Origin of the sequence: Streptomyces sp. NPDC004542 (genome assembly GCF_040610035.1) — a bacterium.
Classification (GTDB): Bacteria; Actinomycetota; Actinomycetes; order Streptomycetales; family Streptomycetaceae; genus Streptomyces.
On the sequence record NZ_JBEXLP010000006.1, the window covers coordinates 17,674 to 35,784 of the forward strand.

The window sequence follows — 18,111 nt, forward strand, 5'->3', positions numbered from 1 at the left end:
CGCCGCACCCCCGTTGCCGGGGGGCGGGACGACGGCGGTCCCCGCGAGGGACGCGGGCCGGGTCAGGGCCGGGCTTGCGCGTCCATGGCGTCCTTGGAGGTCCGGGAGCCGCTCCGGAGGTCCTTGGCGCCGCTGGGCGCCGGCCGGTGCGGGGAGCCGCTCCCGCCCTGCCGACACCCATAATCTGCCGGACGCGTGTTAAGAGGGTGCTGCGTACACGTGACGCGCTCGTACCACTTCCGCGAAGTCCACCGCCTGGGTGGGACACCGCACGTTCCGTCGCGTCACGGGCGGCTCACCGGACGTTCGCTACTGCTTCCCGCCCTTGGCGAGGAAGGCCAGCAGGTCCTGCCGGCTGACCACACCGGTCGGCTTGCCCTCGACGAGGACGATCGCCGCGTCCGCCGTGCCGAGCACCGACATCAGGTCCCCGACCGGTTCGCCGGAGCCGACCTGGGGCAGCGGGGCGCCCATGTGCTTCTCCAGCGGATCCTCCAGCGAGGCCCGCTTGTTGAACAGCGCGTCGAGCAGCTCCCGCTCCACGACCGAACCGACGACCTCGGCGGCCATCACGTCCGGGTGGCCGGCGCCCGGCTTGACCACCGGCATCTGCGAGACGCCGTACTCGCGCAGCACCTCGATGGCCTGGCCGACGGTCTCGTCGGGGTGCATGTGGACCAGCGACGGGATGGAGCCGCCGGCCTTGTCCTGGAGGACGTCGCCGACGCGGGCGCTGGGGCCCTCGTCCTCGAGGAAGCCGTAGTCCGCCATCCACTCGTCGTTGAAGATCTTGCTGAGGTAGCCGCGCCCGCTGTCCGGGAGCAGGACCACCACGACGTCGTCCGGGCCGAGCCGCTCGGCGACCCGCAGCGCGGCCACGACGGCCATCCCGCAGGACCCGCCGACCAGCAGGCCCTCCTCCTTCGCCAGCCGCCGGGTCATCTGGAAGGAGTCCTTGTCGGACACGGCGACGATCTCGTCCGCCACCGTCCGGTCGTAGGCGGTCGGCCAGAAGTCCTCACCGACGCCCTCGACGAGGTACGGCCGCCCGGAGCCGCCGGAGTAGACCGAGCCCTCGGGGTCGGCGCCGACGACCTTGACCCTGCCGTCGCTGACGTCCTTCAGGTAGCGGCCGGTGCCGGAGATGGTGCCGCCGGTGCCGACGCCCGCCACGAAGTGGGTGATCTTCCCCTCGGTCTGCTCCCACAGCTCGGGCCCGGTCGAGTGGTAGTGCGAGAGCGGGTTGTTGGGGTTGGAGTACTGGTCGGGCTTCCAGGCGCCGGGCGTCTCGCGGACCAGCCGGTCGGAGACGTTGTAGTAGGAGTCAGGGTGCTCGGGTGCCACGGCGGTCGGGCACACGACCACCTCGGCGCCGTACGCCCGCAGCACGTTGATCTTGTCGGTGCTCACCTTGTCGGGGCACACGAAGATGCACTTGTACCCCTTCTGCTGGGCCACGATGGCCAGGCCCACGCCGGTGTTGCCACTGGTCGGCTCGACGATGGTGCCGCCCGGCTTCAGCTCTCCGCTCTGCTCGGCGGCCTCGATCATGCGCAGGGCGATGCGGTCCTTCACGGAACCGCCCGGGTTGAAGTACTCCACCTTGGCCAGGACGGTCGCCCGGATCCCCTTGGTCACATTGTTGAGCCTCACCAACGGGGTGTTGCCGACGAGGCTGATCATCGAGTCGTGGAATTGCACCGTTGTCTCCGGTTGCCGCACAAAGAGGTGGTCGTGATTGGTTCCGCCAGCCTACGGCCCACGACGGCGCCGCGGCGGGCGTTCACTCCGCGTTGAGATTGGCGCACCGGCTGTACGGGGCAAGGAGTGGGTGTACGGCTTCGAGGAGGTGGCGGCGAGGCATGACGAGCATGTCCAGGGCGAGAGTGGCCCGGCGGATCGCGGCCGGCGCGGCGTACGGCGGCGGCGGGGTCGGGCTGGTCGGCGCGGCCACCGTCGGTGTGGTGCTGGCCGAGCTGCGACTGGCCAGACGGCAGGTGGGCAACGGTTCGAGCGGCCGCGTGCCGGTGGCGGACGGCTTGTACGGCGCCGGTTACGACTTCCCCGGTGAACCGCCCCTGCGCCTGATGATGCTGGGCGACTCCACGGCCGCGGGCCAGGGGGTGCACCGGGCCGGCCAGACACCGGGCGCGCTGCTCGCCTCGGGCCTGTCGGCGGTGGCGGAGCGGCCGGTGGAGCTGCGCAACGTCGCGCTGCCCGGCGCGCAGTCGGACGACCTGGACCGCCAGGTGGGCCTGGTGCTCGCCGATCCGTCCGCCGTCCCCGACATCTGCGTGATCATGGTCGGCGCGAACGACGTCACGCACCGGATGCCCCCGACCCGTTCGGTCCGTCATCTGGCGTCGGCGGTACGGCGGCTGCGTACGGCCGGTGCCGAGGTGGTGGTCGGCACGTGCCCCGATCTGGGCACCATCGAGCCGGTGCAGCAGCCCCTGCGCTGGCTGGCCCGCCGCGCCTCCCGGCAGCTGGCGGCCGCGCAGACGATCGGGGTGGTCGAGCAGGGCGGCCGCACCGTGTCGCTGGGCGACCTGCTCGGGCCCGAGTTCGCCGCGAACCCGCGTGAGCTGTTCGGCCCGGACAACTACCACCCCTCCGCCGAGGGCTACGCCACGGCGGCGATGGCGGTCCTGCCGACCGTCTGCGCCGCGCTCGGCCTGTGGCCGGCGGAGGAGGAGCGCCCGGACCTCACCCGGCGCGAGGGCTTCCTCCCGGTGGCCCGCGCGGCGGCGGAGGCCGTGGACGAGGCCGGCACGGAGGTCACGGCGGCCATGCCGACCGGCCCCCGCGGCCCGTGGGCCCTGCTCAAGCGGCGGCGCAGGCGCGGGGTGCCGGAGCCCGGTCCGGTCTGCGAGGCGGTGTCCGAGCCGGCGTCCTCGGCACCCCCGGCGCCTGCGGGACCCCCGGCGCCTTCGGCACCGTGGCCCGACAGGCAAGCAAGCGCTTAGAAACTGCGGCCAGGGTCACACCGTGACACCCGTGACCCCGGCCATACGTACGGGTAACTTCGCAGGAAGCCGCCTGCCAACTCCCCGCATGCCAATGGAGCCGTGATGCCCGAAGCCGTCATCGTGTCGACCGCCCGCTCCCCCATCGGCCGCGCCTTCAAGGGCTCCCTCAAGGACCTGCGCCCGGACGACCTGACCGCCACGATCATCCAGGCCGCCCTGGCGAAGGTCCCCGAGCTGGACCCGAAGGACATCGACGACCTGATGCTCGGCTGCGGCCTCCCGGGCGGCGAGCAGGGCAACAACCTCGGCCGGATCGTCGCCGTGCAGATGGGCATGGACCACCTGCCGGGCTGCACGATCACCCGCTACTGCTCCTCCTCGCTGCAGACCAGCCGCATGGCCCTGCACGCCATCAAGGCCGGCGAGGGCGACGTCTTCATCTCGGCCGGCGTGGAGATGGTCTCCCGGTTCGTCAAGGGCAACTCCGACAGCCTCCCGGACACCCACAACCCCTTCTTCGCCGAGGCCGAGGCCCGTACCGCCGCCGTCGCGGAGCAGGAGGGCACCACCTGGCACGACCCGCGCGAGGACGGCCTGGTCCCGGACGCGTACATCGCGATGGGCCAGACCGCGGAGAACCTGGCCCGCGTCAAGGGCGTCACCCGCCAGGACATGGACGAGTTCGGCGTCCGCTCGCAGAACCTCGCCGAGGAAGCCATCAAGAACGGCTTCTGGGAGCGCGAGATCACCCCGGTCACCCTCCCCGACGGCACGGTCGTCGGCAAGGACGACGGCCCGCGCGCCGGCGTCACCCTGGAGGGCGTCCAGGGCCTCAAGCCGGTCTTCCGCCCGGACGGCCTGGTCACCGCCGGCAACTGCTGCCCGCTGAACGACGGCGCCGCCGCGCTCGTCATCATGTCCGACACCAAGGCCCGCGAGCTGGGCCTGACCCCGCTCGCCCGCATCGTGTCGACCGGCGTCTCCGGCCTGTCCCCCGAGATCATGGGCCTCGGCCCGGTCGAGGCCAGCAAGCAGGCCCTCCGGCGCGCGGGCCTGACCATCGACGACATCGACCTGGTCGAGATCAACGAGGCCTTCGCCGCCCAGGTGATCCCCTCCTACCGCGACCTCGGGATCGACCTCGACAAGCTGAACGTCAACGGCGGCGCCATCGCCGTCGGCCACCCGTTCGGCATGACCGGCGCCCGCATCACCGGCACGCTCATCAACTCGCTCCAGTTCCACGACAAGCAGTTCGGCCTGGAGACGATGTGCGTGGGCGGCGGCCAGGGCATGGCCATGGTCATCGAGCGGATCGGCTGAGCGGCCGAGCGGCAGCCTTGAAGTAACGGTCACCGGACCCAACGTGACCCTCCGGCCCGGCCTTCGAGAAAACCTCGAACGCCGGGCCGGTTTGTGATCCAATCTCCTCCAGGATGTGACCTATCTCCCGCCCGGGAGGCGTCAAGGCTGGTCAGAGCGGCTGTACGCATGAACTCCGAGACAGAGATCTGTCCATTTCGTGACGTTACGCACTGACAGCTGGTTAATCCACCCTTCAAGCTGATGTAGGAAGTCGGGGGTCGACTTTTAACCGGGAGTACGTCAGTGAGCGCCATGCCGATCGCCCTGCTGGTCACCACGGCCGCCACCGGCGCCGTGGGCGTCGCCGTCCTGCGCACCCTCATGGGCCTGCGCCGGCAGCTCGAGGCCCTGCGCACGCAGCTCGCCGAGAACGCCGAGAACGCCGACAGCCAGGCAGCCGCCACCCGCGCCCTGCTGCCCGCCGCCCGGACCGCGGACGCCGAGGAGATACGCACGGCCGTGGCCGAGGCGCTCGCCGAGGAGCGGGAGCGCGAGCTGGCCGAGGCGCGCGCGTTCTGGGCCGCCCAGGAGGCCCGCGAGGTCTCCGACGCGCCGACCCTGCTCGGTCTCCCCGACAGTGAGCTGTTCCTGCCCCGCCCGGCCGACTTCGCCGGTCTGGAGCCGGTGGCGGAGTCCGGCGCGGACGCCGACGAGTTCGCCGGGGAATCCCCGGAGCTGGCCGCGGCCCGCCGCCGCCACCCCTCCCACCCCGACTTCGTCCCGGTCCAGTCGCCCCTCGTGGGCGACCACGAGCGCACGGTCAGCGTCCTCGAAGAGCTCGCCGAGTCCCGCACGGAACTGACCGACGTGCGCCCCGGACCGCTCGGCACCCTCGACGTGTACGTCTTCGCCGACGGCACGACCCTGTGCATGACCCCCGGCCACCGCGAGACCGCCGAACACCTGGCAACGGCCCTGCGCGCCGGCGAGCGGCCGTACCTGCTGGGCGGCTCCGGCATCTCGGGCGCGTACACGCTGACCTTCGCGTGCGGCGAGGAGAGCGTCTACATCCTGGCGGACCGGGTCATCGCCTCGCGCTGAGGCGCCGGCGCCTCAGACCCCCGCCCTCTTCTGCGCCTCCGCCACCAGCCGTACCGCCTCGTCGACCTCGGCGTCGCCCGGCAGCACGAGCGACAGGTCGTGCCCGGCCACGGTGATCTGGTCGGCCGCCGCGAACATCCCCGCGTCCGGCATCTCCCGGGGCTCCCCGGAGGGATCCTCGAGCCGCTGGGCCCACCCGGCCAGCTCACGGGCCAGTCGCAGGGCCTCGGCGGCGGCGCCCCGCTGGAGTCGGGACTGCGGCGCCGCCCGCAGCCGGTCGGCGAAATGATCCACGGCACGGGTCAGGGGCGTCGTATCAACCACGCCGTGAGCGTAACGCGTCCCAGCGGGACTGTTGCCAACACGCCAACGCTAGGGCACGGTGACCTGAAGGACCGGCTTACATCCCCTTTGCGTTCGGAGGCGCCGATGTCCCAACTCTTCTCCGAGGAGACCCACCGCAACCTGCTCGCCCGCATCCCCCAGTGCACCGGTCGTGAAGTCTCCGACTGGCTGCGCACCGTCGAAGACGGACCCGCTCTCTTCCGCTTCGAGGAAAAGGTCAGCTGGCTCCGGCACGAGCACAACCTCGCGTACGGCCACGCCAAGGCGATCGTCCATGAGTACGACCTGAGGAGGGCCGCGCGGAAGCTGCGCTAGGGCGACTGGACCGGCCCCGGCCGCGCACCCAGAACCGACGAGTCCACGTATCCCGAACCCACGCATGACGAAGGGCCCCGGGCGGAACCCGGGGCCCTTGCGACGACCGCCGGCCGCTAGTCGTTGCTGCTGAAGATGGCCGCGAGCCGCAGCATCTCCACGTAGATCCACACCAGGGTCAGGGTGAGGCCGAACGCGGCCAGCCAGGCCTCCTGGCGCGGGGCGCCGTACGCGATGCCGTCCTCGATCTGCTTGAAGTCGAGGGTCAGGAAGAACGCGCCGATGAGCACCGCGAGGATGCCCACGGCCGCGCCCAGCGGGCCGAAGCTGCGCAGACCGCCGTCCTCGGCGACGCCGAACACGACCAGCAACAGGTTGACCGCCATGACCAGCACGAACGCCATGGCGATGGCCAGACCGATCCGGGCGTACCGGGCGGTGACGCGGATCCAGCCCGCCTTGTAGATCAGCAGGGTGGCGGCCGAGACCGCCATCGTGCCGAGCACCGCCTGGAACGGGGCGCCGCTCCACTGGCTGTTGTACATCTCGCTGATCACGCCGAGGAAGACGCCCTCGAAGGCGGCGTATCCCAGGATCAGCGCGGGCGACGGGGTGCGCTTGAAGCTCTGGACGAGCGCCAGGACCATCGCGACCAGCGCGGACACGATCGCCAGGCCGTAGCTGCCGGCCGAGACGGGAAGCAGGGCCCAGGCGAGGACCGCGCCGAGGGCGACGGTGCCGAGCGTCGTGGCCGAGCGCATGACGACGTCGTCCATCGTCATCCGGCCGGTGGAGACCGGGGCCTGCGGCGGGGCGCCGTACTGCTGGTCCGTCTGGGCGTACGGGTTGGTCGCGTACGGGTTCTGCGCGTACGGGTTGCCCTGCGCGTACCCGGCCTGCGGCGCGGTGCTGAAGCCCGCGTAGCCGTTGTCGCGGCTGAACCCCCGTCGCGAGAAGACCGGGTTGCTGCTCCTCATTTCACTCCTCCATGGCCACCCTTCGTGGCCTTGGCTCAAGAGTAATGGATTGGCAAAGGAAGGATCCTAGTACTTGAGGAGGATCTTTCCCTGCCCGTGCTGGCCAACACGCTACGCGCAAGCGTGATTCCCGGCCACGGAGCGATCCATTCCTCACCGAACCGGTACACAGCCGGAACCGGACACGGACGGACGGCCGCGCGGCCGGGCCGGTTCCGGCGGCCCGCGCACAGCCGTCCGCCGGGCCCGCGGTCAAAAGCGCGGGCCCGGCGGAGGGTGGGGGGGTGACGGCGGGGCTCGGTCAGTGGCCCGGCCAGCCGTCGAGGTGGCGGTGCAGGGTCACGTCGGGCCGCGTGTCGCCCTTCGGGGCCTGCGCCGCCGCGTCGTGGAGGACACCGGTGACCTCCACGGCGAGAGCGTCGACCTTCGACTTCAGGTCGGCTGCCGGAAGCGTGGACCGGGTCAGCCCGTCCAGCCGGCGGTGGATGTCGGCGAGTTTGCCCCGGGCGGTGCCGTCCAGGGTGAACACGGTGGGCGTGGAGACGACGAACTGGTAGGCGCCGGCCAGGGTCTGACAGCCCGTGCACTTCCTGTTCGCCGCGTCACTGAAGTTCGCGGCGTCCAGCCGGGTGTGCTCCCCCGCGACCGTGACGATCTGGAAGGACAGCGCCACCGACCGGCAGTGGTCGTCGGCCGAGCAGCCCGCCGAGACCGCGTTGGCCTGGTTGCGCACGGCGGTGGCGTCCATGTCGCCGAACTGGCGGATGGTGAAGGAGTCCTTCGCCTGCGCGTGGTGCGCCCGGTCGGCGTGGCTGAACACATGGTCCGACGCGACCGCCACGTGCGACTGCGTCGCGGCGCTACGACCCCGGGGTGGATCTGCTCATCGCCAGTGTCCAGAAACTGTCGGCCGACGACCGCCGCCATGTCGCCGCCCTGGTGGATTCCCTGCTGGACCGCTCACCGCGGGAGACGTGACCGGGCTTCCGGCCGGCCCGACCGTCCGACGTCATCGGACGGTCGCTCCACCACCGACTCGGAAAAAGAATCCGACACCGCCCGAATCCACCGAGATCCCCCGCTGGTCTCTCGTCCTGCCCGAGGCGCGAGAGCCGCACGACCACGGGCTCTGTGGGGGGAAGTGTGTTGTTCGTGCATGGGGGGGCCGACCACGGCCGTGGTCCGGGGGCCCGCCGGTGAATCGGTCGTCCTGCTGTCCGGGGACCTGCCCGAGGTGCTCACCACGGAGGCGGTCGCCGGCCTGCTGGACCTGGCCGCCGCCATCCTGGACGCGGAGGAACTCCGCCTGTTCCACACCTGTCGGGAAACGCTCCGCCGCAACGGCATGCGAGCGGGCCGGCGGATCGAGATCGGGGGCGCGGTACTGACCGTCTACGAAGGATGACGACCCCGGGGGACGCGATCACCACCGGGGCGGGTGGCCGTCGCCCGGGCCGTCGCCGTACTGAGCGCGGCCCTGGGAACGAACGAGGAGGCGCAGGCCTGCGTCGGCACGCCGCAGACATGGAAGGTGCCCGGAACCGGACTTGAACCGGTACGCCCGCGAGGGGCAGCGAGGTTTAAGCTCGCCGTGTCTGCATTCCACCATCCGGGCAGGCCATGGGCTCCGCTTCGAGGTTCTGACCCTATCGGGATACATCCCCCGAACAGCGGGCGGGGAGTTCGATGTTGTCTTATTTTATTGAGGTCTGAGGGAGCGTCAGGCTCCTGCACAGGCCATCCGCACTTGCCAATAGCCTTGCGTGCGGGGGGTGCGCGCGTACGCGGAATGACGGAATTTCACCGTACGAACAAGGGGGCCCCACCTGTTCTCGACAGGGTGTGCGGTCCCGCCCCGGCCTTCCCGCCCGCCCCCTCCGGACCACCGCTCAGGGTCGGCCGTCATCCCCAGGTATGACGTGACGCCGCCCCGTCCGACCGCAGGCGGCCCCCGGAACGGGAACAGGGGGTGACTTCGGGACGCCACGGGGCCGCGACGATGGATCGCGTCCCCGTGAACGCCGTCGTCCTGACAGGAGCACCGTCCCGTGACCACCACACCCACCGCCGGCCGGACCACCACCGTGGCCGCACGCGCCACGGAGCTGTCGAAGATCTACGGGCAGGGTGAGACCCGGGTGACCGCCCTCGACCGGGTCTCGGTCGACTTCCGGCAGGCCGAGTTCACCGCGATCATGGGGCCCTCCGGGTCGGGCAAGTCCACGCTGATGCACTGCGTGGCCGGGCTGGACGCCTTCTCCTCCGGGTCCGTGCGCATCGGCGACACGGAGCTGGGCTCCCTGAAGGACAAGCAGCTGACCAAGCTGCGCCGGGACAAGATCGGGTTCATCTTCCAGGCGTTCAACCTGCTGCCGACCCTGACGGCGCTGGAGAACATCACCCTCCCGATGGACATCGCGGGCCGCAAGCCGGACCAGCAGTGGCTGGACACGGTGATCCGGATGGTCGGACTGTCCGGGCGGCTGAGCCACCGGCCGTCCCAGCTCTCCGGCGGCCAGCAGCAGCGCGTCGCCGTCGCCCGCGCCCTGGCCTCCAGGCCCGACATCGTCTTCGGCGACGAGCCCACCGGAAACCTCGACTCCCGCTCGGGCGCCGAGGTACTGGGCTTCCTGCGCAACTCGGTGCGGGAGCTGGGCCAGACGGTGGTGATGGTCACCCACGACCCGGTGGCCGCGGCGTACGCGGACCGCGTGGTGTTCCTGGCCGACGGCCGGATCGTCGACGAGGTGTACGGACCCACGGCGGACTCCGTCCTCGACACGATGCGGCGTCTTCCCGGGGGAACCCCCCAGACCTCCGGGTCCGACGCGAAGGGCCGTACGAACTGATGTTCCACACCGCCCTGCGCAACGTACTCGCGCACAAGGCCCGGCTCCTGATGACCGTGCTCGCCGTCATGCTCGGCGTGGCGTTCGTGTCCGGGACGCTGGTCTTCACCAACACCATCTCCGACGCCTACCAGAAGAGCTCCGCCAAGGGCTTCGGCCAGGTCGACGTCGCCGTCACGGCCGAGGGCCGGGCGGACCGGGGCAACACCGTCGGCAAGGTCCCCGAGCTGACGCAGGCGATGCTGGAGCGGAGCGCGAAGGTCCCCGGGGCCGGCTCCGCGACCGGCGTCGTCACCGGCTTCACCGCCATCGCCGGCAAGGACGGCAAACTGATCGGCGGCGGCTGGCAGTCCGAGGGCGGGAACTACTGGGGCACGAAGGACGCCCGGTACCCGCTCGTCGCCGGCCACGCCCCGAGCGGCGGGACCGAGGTCCTGATCGACTCCAGGACCGCCGAGCGGGCCGGCTACAAGGTCGGCGACACCGTGCGGATCTCCGTCGACGGCCCGGTGCTCACCCCGACCGTCAGCGGCATCTTCACCACCGACGACGGCAACGTCGCCGCCGGCGGCAGCCTCGCCCTGTTCGACACGGCGACCGCGCAGAAGCTGTTCGGCAAGCCGGGCACGTACGACGAGATCGACGTCAAGGCGAAGCCGGGCACCAGCCAGAGCGCGCTCAAGCAGGCACTGGACGATGCCCTGCCCAAGGACGAGGTGGAGACCACCACCGGCACCACGCTCGCCGACGACCAGGCGGACACGATCGCCTCGTCGATGAGCGGGCTGAAGCAGGGCCTGCTGGTCTTCGCGGGCATCGCGCTCTTCGTCGGCACGTTCATCATCGCCAACACCTTCACCATGCTGGTCGCCCAGCGCACCAGGGAGCTGGCCCTGCTGCGCGCGGTCGGCGCCTCCCGCCGCCAGGTCACCCGCTCGGTACTCATCGAGGCGTTCGTGGTGGGCACGGTCGCCGGGGTGACCGGGCTGGCCGCCGGCATCGGCATCGGCGCCGGGCTGCGGTCGCTGATGAACTCGCTCGGCGCGACCGTCCCGGACGGCCCGCTGGTCGTCACGCCCGGCACGGTCGTCGCCGCCCTCGCGGTGGGCGTCGTGATCACCATGCTGGCCGCCTGGCTGCCCGGCCGGCGCGCCGCGAAGATCCCGCCGGTGGCCGCGATGAGCGCGGTGCACGCGAAGGCGACCACCAGGTCGCTGGTGCTGCGCAACACGATCGGCGCCCTGTTCTCGGCGGCCGGCGTGGCGGTGGTCCTGGCGGCCACCACGATGGACGGCTCCGACGGGCAGGCCCCGATGGGTCTGGGTGCCGTCCTGCTGATCACCGGCGTGTTCGTGCTGACCCCGCTGCTGTCCCGCCCGCTGATCGCGGCCGCCGCGCCGGCACTGCGCGCGTTCGGGGTCTCCGGCAAGCTGGCCCGGCAGAACTCGGTGCGCAACCCGCGCCGTACGGCCGCCACGGCCTCCGCTCTGATGATCGGCCTGACCCTGATCACCGGTATGACGGTGATGGCGGGCAGCCTGCAGAAGTCGATCGACAAGATGGCGAGCGCGGCGATCCGCGCGGACTACGTGGTGTCGATGGCGGGCGGCACCGAACTCTCCCCGGACGTGGCCGGCAAGCTCGCCGCCACCGACGGGGTCACCGCCACCAGCCCGCTGCGCAACGCGCCCTCCCGCATCGACGGCCGGACCGAGTACCTGACCGGCGTCAACGGCCCGGTCATCGGCCGGCTGACCGACCTGAAGGTCGAGGACGGATCCTTCGAGGTGGGCGGCTCACGGGTCGTCGTCGACGACGACACCGCCACGTCCCACCACTGGAGGGCCGGTTCGGACTTCACCGTGCACTACGAGGACGGCAAGCGGCAGAAGCTGACGGTCGCCGGGGTGTACGAGGGCAACCAGATGATCCACGGCATCATGCTGGACACCACGGCCCTGACGCCGCACCAGACGGATCCGGCCGACATGCGGGTCATGGTCAAGACGGCGGGCGGCGCGTCCGACGCGGCCAAGGACCGGCTGGAGAAGGCGCTGGGGAGCAACCCGGCGATCCAGGTCCAGGACAGGAAGGACCTGTCCGACTCGGTCGCGAAGATGTTCACGCTGATGCTGAACATGGTCTACGGCCTGCTGGCGATGGCCGTGATCGTGGCGGTCCTCGGCGTCGTCAACACCCTGGCCATGTCGGTCTTCGAACGCTCCCAGGAGATCGGCATGCTCCGTGCGATCGGCCTGGACCGCAAGGCCGTCAAGCGGATGGTCCGCCTGGAGTCCCTGGTGATCTCCCTCTTCGGCGCGGTGCTGGGCATCGGCCTGGGCGTGTTCTTCGGCTGGGCGGCCGGTGAGCTGCTCGGGACGAAGCTGGCGACCTACGAACTGGTCGTGCCGTGGGCCCGGATCGCCTTCTTCCTGCTGCTGGCCGGCGCGGTCGGCGTCCTGGCGGCCCTGTGGCCGGCCCGGCGCGCGGCCCGGCTGAACATGCTGGACGCCATCAAGTCGGAGTAGCCCGCACGGCGGCCCGCGGCCCCGCTCCCCACCGGCCCCTCCGGTCCTCGCGGACCCGGCCGGAGAGCGGGGCCGCGCGCAGTCAGGTCCAGGTACGGGACCGCAGCGGCAGCCCCGACTCGCCCGACTCGGGGGTACGGACCGCGAGGACCTGGTTGACGCCGATGCGGCTGCCCTCGAAGGCGAGCGCGGAGGCCGCCATGTACAGCTGCCAGACGCGGGCGCGGCCGGGGCTGGTGAGCCGGACCGCGCGCGGCCAGCCGGCCTCCAGGTTGGCGACCCACCGGCGCAGGGTGCGGGCGTAGTGCTCGCGGATCGACTCCACGTCCCGGACCTCGAAACCGGCCCGCTCCAGCTGGGTGACCGTGGTGCCGAGGGGGGCGAGCTCGCCGTCGGGGAAGACGTAGGCGTCGATGAACTCGTCCACGTGGTACGCCGACTCGTCGCGATGCGGACGGCGGGCGATCTGGTGGTTCAGGAGCCGTCCGCCGGGCCTGAGCAGGGCGTACAGGGCCCTCGCGTACTCCAGGTACCGTTCCGCGCCGACGTGCTCGGCCATGCCGATGGAGGAGATCGCGTCGTACGGGCCGTCGGTGACGTCCCGGTAGTCCTGCACCCTGATCTCCACCCGGTCGGTGAGCCCCTCGTCGGCGATCCGCTTGCGGGCGTACGCGGCCTGCTCCTGGGAGAGGGTCACGCCGACGACGCTCACGCCGTGCTCCCGGGCGGCGTGGATCGCCATCGAGCCCCAGCCGCAGCCGACGTCGAGCAGGCGCTGACCGGGGGTCAGGGCGAGCTTGCGGCAGACCAGTTCCAGCTTGTCGCGCTGGGCGGACTCCAGGGTGCCGTCCTCCTCCCAGTAGGCGCAGGAGTACACCATGGAGGGGCCGAGGACGATCTCGTAGAAGTCGTTGCCGACGTCGTAGTGGTGGCTGATGGCGCGGCTGTCGCTGCGCCTGGTGTGCAGGTGGCGGCGCCGGCGTACCTCTTCGCGGGGCGGCGCGGGCGGGATCGGGGGTCCGGCGAGCCGGAGCAGTCCGCGGGCGGCGGCCCTGGCCTCGGGGTCGCGCAGCGTCTGCACGAGGGTGCGGGCGTCCTCCCCGCGCTCCCAGACCAGGCCGGACATCAGCTTCAGGGCCGTGTACAGGTCCCCCTCGATCTCCAGGTCACCTGCCACCCAGGCGCGGGCCAGGCCCAGTTCGCCCGGCTTGAACAGCAGCCGGCGCACGGCGCGGCGGTTGCGGACGATCAGCACCGGTGCGCCGGGCGGTCCCGCCTGCGAACCGTCCCAGGCGCGGATACGCACCGGGAGCGGCACTCCCAGCAACTGTTCGAGCAGGCTCTTGAGCCGCGACGCGGCGTCGGCCATGGCGCACACCTCCGTGACGACGAAACCCCGGAATGTCCTCCCCCACGTAAACACCCGCACGCCCACGGCACAGTCCCGCAATGGTGTTACGGCTGGGCAAACACCCTTTCCGCGCAACGTCGGGCGCCCACAACGCCGAAGGACCTCCCGCACCACGGATGGCGGGAGGTCCTTCGTCCGGTCCGGTGACCGGGTCAGGTCAGGAGGCCTTGGCCTTCTCCTCGGTCTTCGCGGCGGCGGCGACCGGGGCCGGCTTGGCGGCCTCGTAGAACTCCTCGCGCGGGTTCTCCATGGCGCCCAGGGAGACGACCTCGCGCTTGAGGAACATGCCGAGCGTCCAGTCCGCGAAGATGCGGATCTTGCGGTTCCAGGTCGGCATCGCCAGACCGTGGTAGCCACGGTGCATGTACCAGGCGAGACGGCCCTTGAGCTTGATCTTCATCTTGCCCATGACGATCATCGCCACGCCCTTGTGGAGGCCGAGGCCGGCCACCGCGCCCTTGTTGGCGTGCGAGTAGTCCTTCTGCGGGAAGCCCCGCATACCGGAGATCACGTTGTCGCCGAGGACCTTGGCCTGGCGCAGCGCGTGCTGGGCGTTCGGCGGGCACCAGGCGTTCTCGTTGCCCGCCTTGCGGCCGACGAGGTCGGGCACCTGGGCGTTGTCACCGGCGGCCCAGATGTAGTCCGTGCCCTTGACCTGGAGCGTGGGCTCGCAGTCGACGTGGCCGCGCGGACCGAGCGGGAGGCCGTAGCGGGCCAGGGCCGGGTTGGGCTTGACGCCCGCGGTCCACACGATGGTGTGGGAGTCGACCTCGAGGCCGTTCTTGAGCACGACGTGGCCGTCGACGCAGGAGTCCATGGAGGTGGACAGGTAGACCTCGACACCGCGGCCCTCGAGGTGCTCCTTGCCGTACTGGCCGAGCTTCGGACCGACCTCGGGGAGGATCTTGTCGGCGGCGTCGACGAGGATGAAGCGCATGTCCTCGCGGGACACGTTCTTGTAGTACTTGGCCGCGTCCCGGGCCATGTCCTCGACCTCGCCGATGGTCTCCGCGCCCGCGAAGCCACCGCCGATGAAGACGAACGTGAGCGCCTTGCGGCGGATCTCCTCGTCGGTCGTGGAGTCGGCCTTGTCGAGCTGCTCGAGGACGTGGTTGCGCAGGCCGATGGACTCCTCGATGCCCTTCATGCCGATGCCCTGCTCGGCGAGGCCGGGGATCGGGAAGGTGCGGGAGACCGCGCCGAGCGCGACGACGAGGTAGTCGAAGGGCAGCTCGTACGCCTCGCCGACCAGCGGGGCGATCGTGGCGACCTTGCGGTCCTGGTCGATGGTGGTGACCCGGCCGGTGAGGACCTCCGCCTTCGGCAGCACGCGCCGCAGCGGGACGACGACGTGGCGAGGGGAGATGTTGCCGGCGGCGGCTTCGGGCAGGAAGGGCTGGTAGGTCATGTACGACCGGGGGTCGACGACCGTGACGGTCGCCTCGCCGTAGCGCATCTTCTTCTGGATGCGCCGAGCTGCGTACAGGCCTACGTACCCACCGCCTACTACGAGGATCCTGGGACGCTCCGTGGTGCTCATGGCATCGAGTATCCACCCGCCCCTGGGGGGTGGCTCGTGCGCCCCTTCACAAGGTTGCCGAGGGCCTGTGTTATCCTCCGCGACCCGCGTGACGGAGGTCATGATCGCGAACGGGAACCCGTCGTCGGCGCTACCCGTTGTCAATGGCGCGTGAGCTGCCTCTCCGCCTGTCGGCACCCCCTGTGAGCGCCCGGAAACGACCCTCACGAACCCTCACCGAACGCCACCCCGCGAAGCGCTGCCGAAGGCCCTCCCAGGCCTGTTGAACCCCCGAACGGCTCAAGGGAACCTCTGGGATCCCCCTGACGGGCCGAATTCCTTGTGAAGAACTTCACGAACTTTTCCGGCGGAGCGCCACGGAGGGGCCCGACAGGCCCCCTCGGTGGCGCTCAAACGTTGTCCGACCTGCTCACCCGGTGGCTACCGATCGGTAACAAAAGAGGCCTGGAACACCGCCCCCGCGATGCCGCCGAGGATGGCCCACGAACGCGACTCCCCGCGGCGGACCACGTGTACACGCGCATGCGTACACTAATCCCATGACTGAGAACACCGTGACCGTACGGGAAGCCCGCGCGCACCTCGCCGACCACATCAACCGGGCCGAGGAAGGCGTTGCGACCGTCATCACGCGTAACGGCGCTCCGGTGGCGGCCGTGGTTCCGATCGCGGACTTCGAGGCGCTGGAGGAAGCGGCCGACGTGATGCTGGCGCGCGAAGCCGAAGCGGTCCTGGCCGAGGGCGGTCCCACCGTGACGATGGCGGAACTGCTGGCGGATCTGTTCACCGAGCACGACGGCGAAGCGGCGTGAAGTACGCCTTCCGGTTCACCACGGCAGCGCAGCGGCAGCTCCGGGCCATCAGCCGGCCCGACGCCATGCGCATCCTGACCGCACTGACCGCGCTCGGCGACGACCCGTACCGCGAGGACGCCGATGTCAAGAAGCTCACCGGCCCGTCGGGGCTCTACCGGCTCCGGGTCGGAAGCTACCGGGTCGCCTACCAGATCAACGATGGTGAACTCGTCATCCTCGTCGTCAAGGTGGGCGACCGGCGGGACGTCTACCGCAACCTGTAGGCGGTCGGGCCGAAGACCGGGCGATCCCGTCGGGGTGGCCTACGACGGCGTCTCGGCCGCGTAATAGGCGATTCCGTCGAGGATGTCGTGCTCGCTCACGACGACCTCCTCGGCACCGGTCCGCTCCATGATCGCGAGCAGGACCAGGGCGCCGGCGCCGATCACGTCGACCCGGCCCGGGTGCATGGAGGGGATCGCCGCCCGCTCGGCATGGGTCGAGCGGAGCAGCCCTCTTGTGATCTCGCGGACCCGGTCCAGGGAGATCCGTGAGTGGTGGATGGCCGCGGAGTCGTACCGGGGCAGGTCCTGCGCGATCGCCGACACGGTGGTGACGGTCCCGGCGAGACCGACCAGCGTGCGCGCCTCGCGCAGCGGGACCGTCTCCTCGGCGAGGTCGAGGGCGGCCTCGATGTCCGCCCGTATCGCGGCGATCTGGTCCTCGGTGGGCGGATCGCTCACCCTGCCGTCCCGCACCAGGTGCCGTTCCGTCATGCGCACGCAGCCGATGTCCACGGAGCGCGCCGCGCGCACGTGGTCGTCGCCGACCACGAACTCCGTCGACCCGCCGCCGATGTCCACCACCAGGAAGGGCCGGTCGAGGTGGTCCTGCCCGGTCAGCTCCTTCGTGGCGCCGGTGAAGGAGAACGCGGCCTCCTGGTCACCGGAGATCACCTCGGGCTCGACGCCGAGGATGTCCACCACCCCGCGCACGAACTCGTCCCGGTTCTCGGCGTCCCGGGAGGCGGAGGTGGCCACGAACCGGACCCGCTCGGCCCCGTGCTCCTTGATGGCCGCGGCGTACTCACGGCAGGCGGCGAAGGTCCGCTCCAGCGCCTCGGGGGCGAGCCGCCCGGTGCGGTCGACGCCCTGCCCGAGCCGCACGACGACCATGCGCCGGTCCAGTTCGACGAGTTCGCCGGTCTCGCCCGCGCCGGAGGCGCCACGGGACACGGTCGCGTCGGCGACGAGCAGGCGGATGGAGTTCGTACCGCAGTCGATGGCGGCCACGCGGGTCACAGGGCGTCTCCTTCGACCGGCTTGAAGGCGAAGTGGCCGGTGCCGTCCTCCACCGTCTCCACCTGCCAGTCCTCGCCGGACGGCGGCCCGGGAGGCGTCACGCACGGCCCCTTGCGCCACCACTCCGGCAGCATCGCGAGCGCCTCGTCGCCGAGGGGGTTCACGCCCGGCCCCGCCGCCAGCGAGTGCGCCACGAGGACGTGCAGGCACTTCACCCGGTCCGGCATGCCGCCGGCGCTCGGGAAGCCCGTCAGCTCCTCGATCTCGTCGCGGCGCCGGATGTAGTCCTCGTGCGCGGCGCGGTAGGCGGCCGCGAGCCCCGGATCGGAGGCCAGCCGCTCCGTCATCTCCTTCATCACGCCGTCGGCCTCGAGCGTGCCGATCGCCGAGGCGGCGCGCGGGCACGTCAGGTAGTACAGCGTCGGGAAGGGCGTGCCGTCCGGCAGCCGGGGGGCGGTCTCCACGACGTCCGGCTGCCCGCACGGGCACCGGTGCGCGATGGCGCGCAGTCCGCGCGGGGGCCGGCCCAGCTGCAGCTGGAATGCCTCGACGTCGGCGTCGGTGGGCTCGGTGCGCGGAGTGGAGGGCAGATCGAACACCGTCAGCGCGCAGCGCTGCCCCCGAGGGGTGGTGGTCGGGCGGCGGGGGGGAGTTTCCATGCCTGTACGAAAGTCTC

Annotated in this window: 17 protein-coding genes and 1 tRNA gene; 9 read left to right on the forward strand and 9 right to left on the reverse strand. The window is 71.2% G+C overall.

Features of this window, described 5'->3' with window-relative positions; translation table 11 throughout:
• Positions 1-309: 309 nt before the first annotated feature.
• Positions 310-1,701, reverse strand: a complete 1,392-nt coding sequence (locus ABZX30_RS05530; protein WP_355929174.1) for a cystathionine beta-synthase — start codon at positions 1,699-1,701, stop codon at positions 310-312.
• A gap of 161 nt (positions 1,702-1,862) precedes the next feature.
• On the opposite strand from ABZX30_RS05530, the gene ABZX30_RS05535 reads away from it, so the two are divergent.
• The 3 genes from ABZX30_RS05535 to ABZX30_RS05545 all read left to right on the forward strand — a co-directional run bounded on the left by ABZX30_RS05535 (position 1,863) and on the right by ABZX30_RS05545 (position 5,375).
• The gene (locus ABZX30_RS05535; RefSeq protein ID WP_355929177.1) at positions 1,863-2,966 is read left to right on the forward strand and encodes an SGNH/GDSL hydrolase family protein; all 1,104 of its coding nucleotides are present in this window, start codon (positions 1,863-1,865) and stop codon (positions 2,964-2,966) included.
• A 105-nt stretch (positions 2,967-3,071) separates the two neighbouring features.
• On the forward strand, positions 3,072-4,292 hold the full coding sequence (locus ABZX30_RS05540; RefSeq protein ID WP_355929180.1) for an acetyl-CoA C-acetyltransferase: 1,221 nt from the start codon (positions 3,072-3,074) through the stop codon (positions 4,290-4,292).
• Positions 4,293-4,577: 285 nt separating this feature from the next.
• Positions 4,578-5,375, forward strand: a complete 798-nt coding sequence (locus ABZX30_RS05545; RefSeq protein ID WP_355929182.1) for a hypothetical protein — start codon at positions 4,578-4,580, stop codon at positions 5,373-5,375.
• A 12-nt stretch (positions 5,376-5,387) separates the two neighbouring features.
• On the opposite strand, the gene ABZX30_RS05550 is transcribed toward ABZX30_RS05545, so the two are convergent.
• Entirely contained in the window at positions 5,388-5,699 is a 312-nt protein-coding gene (locus tag ABZX30_RS05550) for a hypothetical protein (protein ID WP_355929184.1), read from the reverse strand.
• A gap of 105 nt (positions 5,700-5,804) precedes the next feature.
• Between ABZX30_RS05550 and ABZX30_RS05555 the strand changes: the two genes are divergently transcribed.
• Positions 5,805-6,035, forward strand: a complete 231-nt coding sequence (locus ABZX30_RS05555; protein ID WP_355929187.1) for a DUF4287 domain-containing protein — start codon at positions 5,805-5,807, stop codon at positions 6,033-6,035.
• A 116-nt stretch (positions 6,036-6,151) separates the two neighbouring features.
• Here ABZX30_RS05555 and ABZX30_RS05560 read toward each other — a convergent pair whose 3' ends face one another.
• Positions 6,152-7,012, reverse strand: a complete 861-nt coding sequence (locus ABZX30_RS05560; protein WP_355929190.1) for a Bax inhibitor-1/YccA family protein — start codon at positions 7,010-7,012, stop codon at positions 6,152-6,154.
• A gap of 301 nt (positions 7,013-7,313) precedes the next feature.
• A complete protein-coding gene (locus tag ABZX30_RS05565) occupies positions 7,314-7,853 on the reverse strand; it encodes a hypothetical protein (RefSeq protein ID WP_355929193.1) in 540 nt (179 codons plus the stop codon).
• A gap of 315 nt (positions 7,854-8,168) precedes the next feature.
• Here ABZX30_RS05565 and ABZX30_RS05570 point away from each other — a divergent pair, with 315 nt between their 5' ends.
• The gene (locus tag ABZX30_RS05570) at positions 8,169-8,417 is read left to right on the forward strand and encodes a hypothetical protein (protein ID WP_355929195.1); all 249 of its coding nucleotides are present in this window, start codon (positions 8,169-8,171) and stop codon (positions 8,415-8,417) included.
• Between the two features lie 127 nt (positions 8,418-8,544).
• Here ABZX30_RS05570 and ABZX30_RS05575 read toward each other — a convergent pair.
• A tRNA-Leu gene (locus tag ABZX30_RS05575) sits at positions 8,545-8,627 on the reverse strand.
• Between the two features lie 433 nt (positions 8,628-9,060).
• Here ABZX30_RS05575 and ABZX30_RS05580 point away from each other — a divergent pair.
• Together ABZX30_RS05580 and ABZX30_RS05585 are read left to right on the forward strand one after the other, a co-directional pair.
• Entirely contained in the window at positions 9,061-9,861 is an 801-nt protein-coding gene (locus ABZX30_RS05580; RefSeq protein ID WP_355929198.1) for an ABC transporter ATP-binding protein, read from the forward strand.
• Positions 9,861-12,389, forward strand: coding sequence for an FtsX-like permease family protein (locus ABZX30_RS05585; protein ID WP_355929201.1), 2,529 nt, complete (start codon positions 9,861-9,863; stop codon positions 12,387-12,389). Before ABZX30_RS05580 ends, ABZX30_RS05585 begins: the two co-directional genes overlap by 1 nt.
• Positions 12,390-12,471: 82 nt before the next feature.
• On the opposite strand, the gene ABZX30_RS05590 is transcribed toward ABZX30_RS05585, so the two are convergent.
• The gene (locus ABZX30_RS05590; protein ID WP_355929203.1) at positions 12,472-13,758 is read right to left on the reverse strand and encodes a class I SAM-dependent methyltransferase; all 1,287 of its coding nucleotides are present in this window, start codon (positions 13,756-13,758) and stop codon (positions 12,472-12,474) included.
• Between the two features lie 199 nt (positions 13,759-13,957).
• The gene (locus ABZX30_RS05595) at positions 13,958-15,340 is read right to left on the reverse strand and encodes an NAD(P)/FAD-dependent oxidoreductase (protein ID WP_355929205.1); all 1,383 of its coding nucleotides are present in this window, start codon (positions 15,338-15,340) and stop codon (positions 13,958-13,960) included.
• 539 nt (positions 15,341-15,879) lie between these two features.
• Between ABZX30_RS05595 and ABZX30_RS05600 the strand changes: the two genes are divergently transcribed.
• Both ABZX30_RS05600 and ABZX30_RS05605 read left to right on the forward strand, forming a co-directional pair.
• Complete coding sequence (locus ABZX30_RS05600) at positions 15,880-16,152, forward strand: type II toxin-antitoxin system Phd/YefM family antitoxin (protein WP_355929207.1); 273 nt, start codon at positions 15,880-15,882, stop codon at positions 16,150-16,152.
• Positions 16,149-16,418 (forward strand): type II toxin-antitoxin system RelE/ParE family toxin, encoded by a 270-nt coding sequence (locus tag ABZX30_RS05605; RefSeq protein WP_199210820.1) that lies wholly within the window; start codon positions 16,149-16,151, stop codon positions 16,416-16,418. The genes ABZX30_RS05600 and ABZX30_RS05605 overlap by 4 nt, the downstream gene beginning before the upstream one ends.
• A gap of 39 nt (positions 16,419-16,457) precedes the next feature.
• On the opposite strand, the gene ABZX30_RS05610 is transcribed toward ABZX30_RS05605, so the two are convergent.
• Complete coding sequence (locus ABZX30_RS05610; RefSeq protein WP_355929210.1) at positions 16,458-17,435, reverse strand: Ppx/GppA phosphatase family protein; 978 nt, start codon at positions 17,433-17,435, stop codon at positions 16,458-16,460.
• Positions 17,432-18,094 (reverse strand): DUF501 domain-containing protein, encoded by a 663-nt coding sequence (locus ABZX30_RS05615; protein WP_355929213.1) that lies wholly within the window; start codon positions 18,092-18,094, stop codon positions 17,432-17,434. Before ABZX30_RS05615 ends, ABZX30_RS05610 begins: the two co-directional genes overlap by 4 nt.
• Positions 18,095-18,111: the final 17 nt, after the last annotated feature.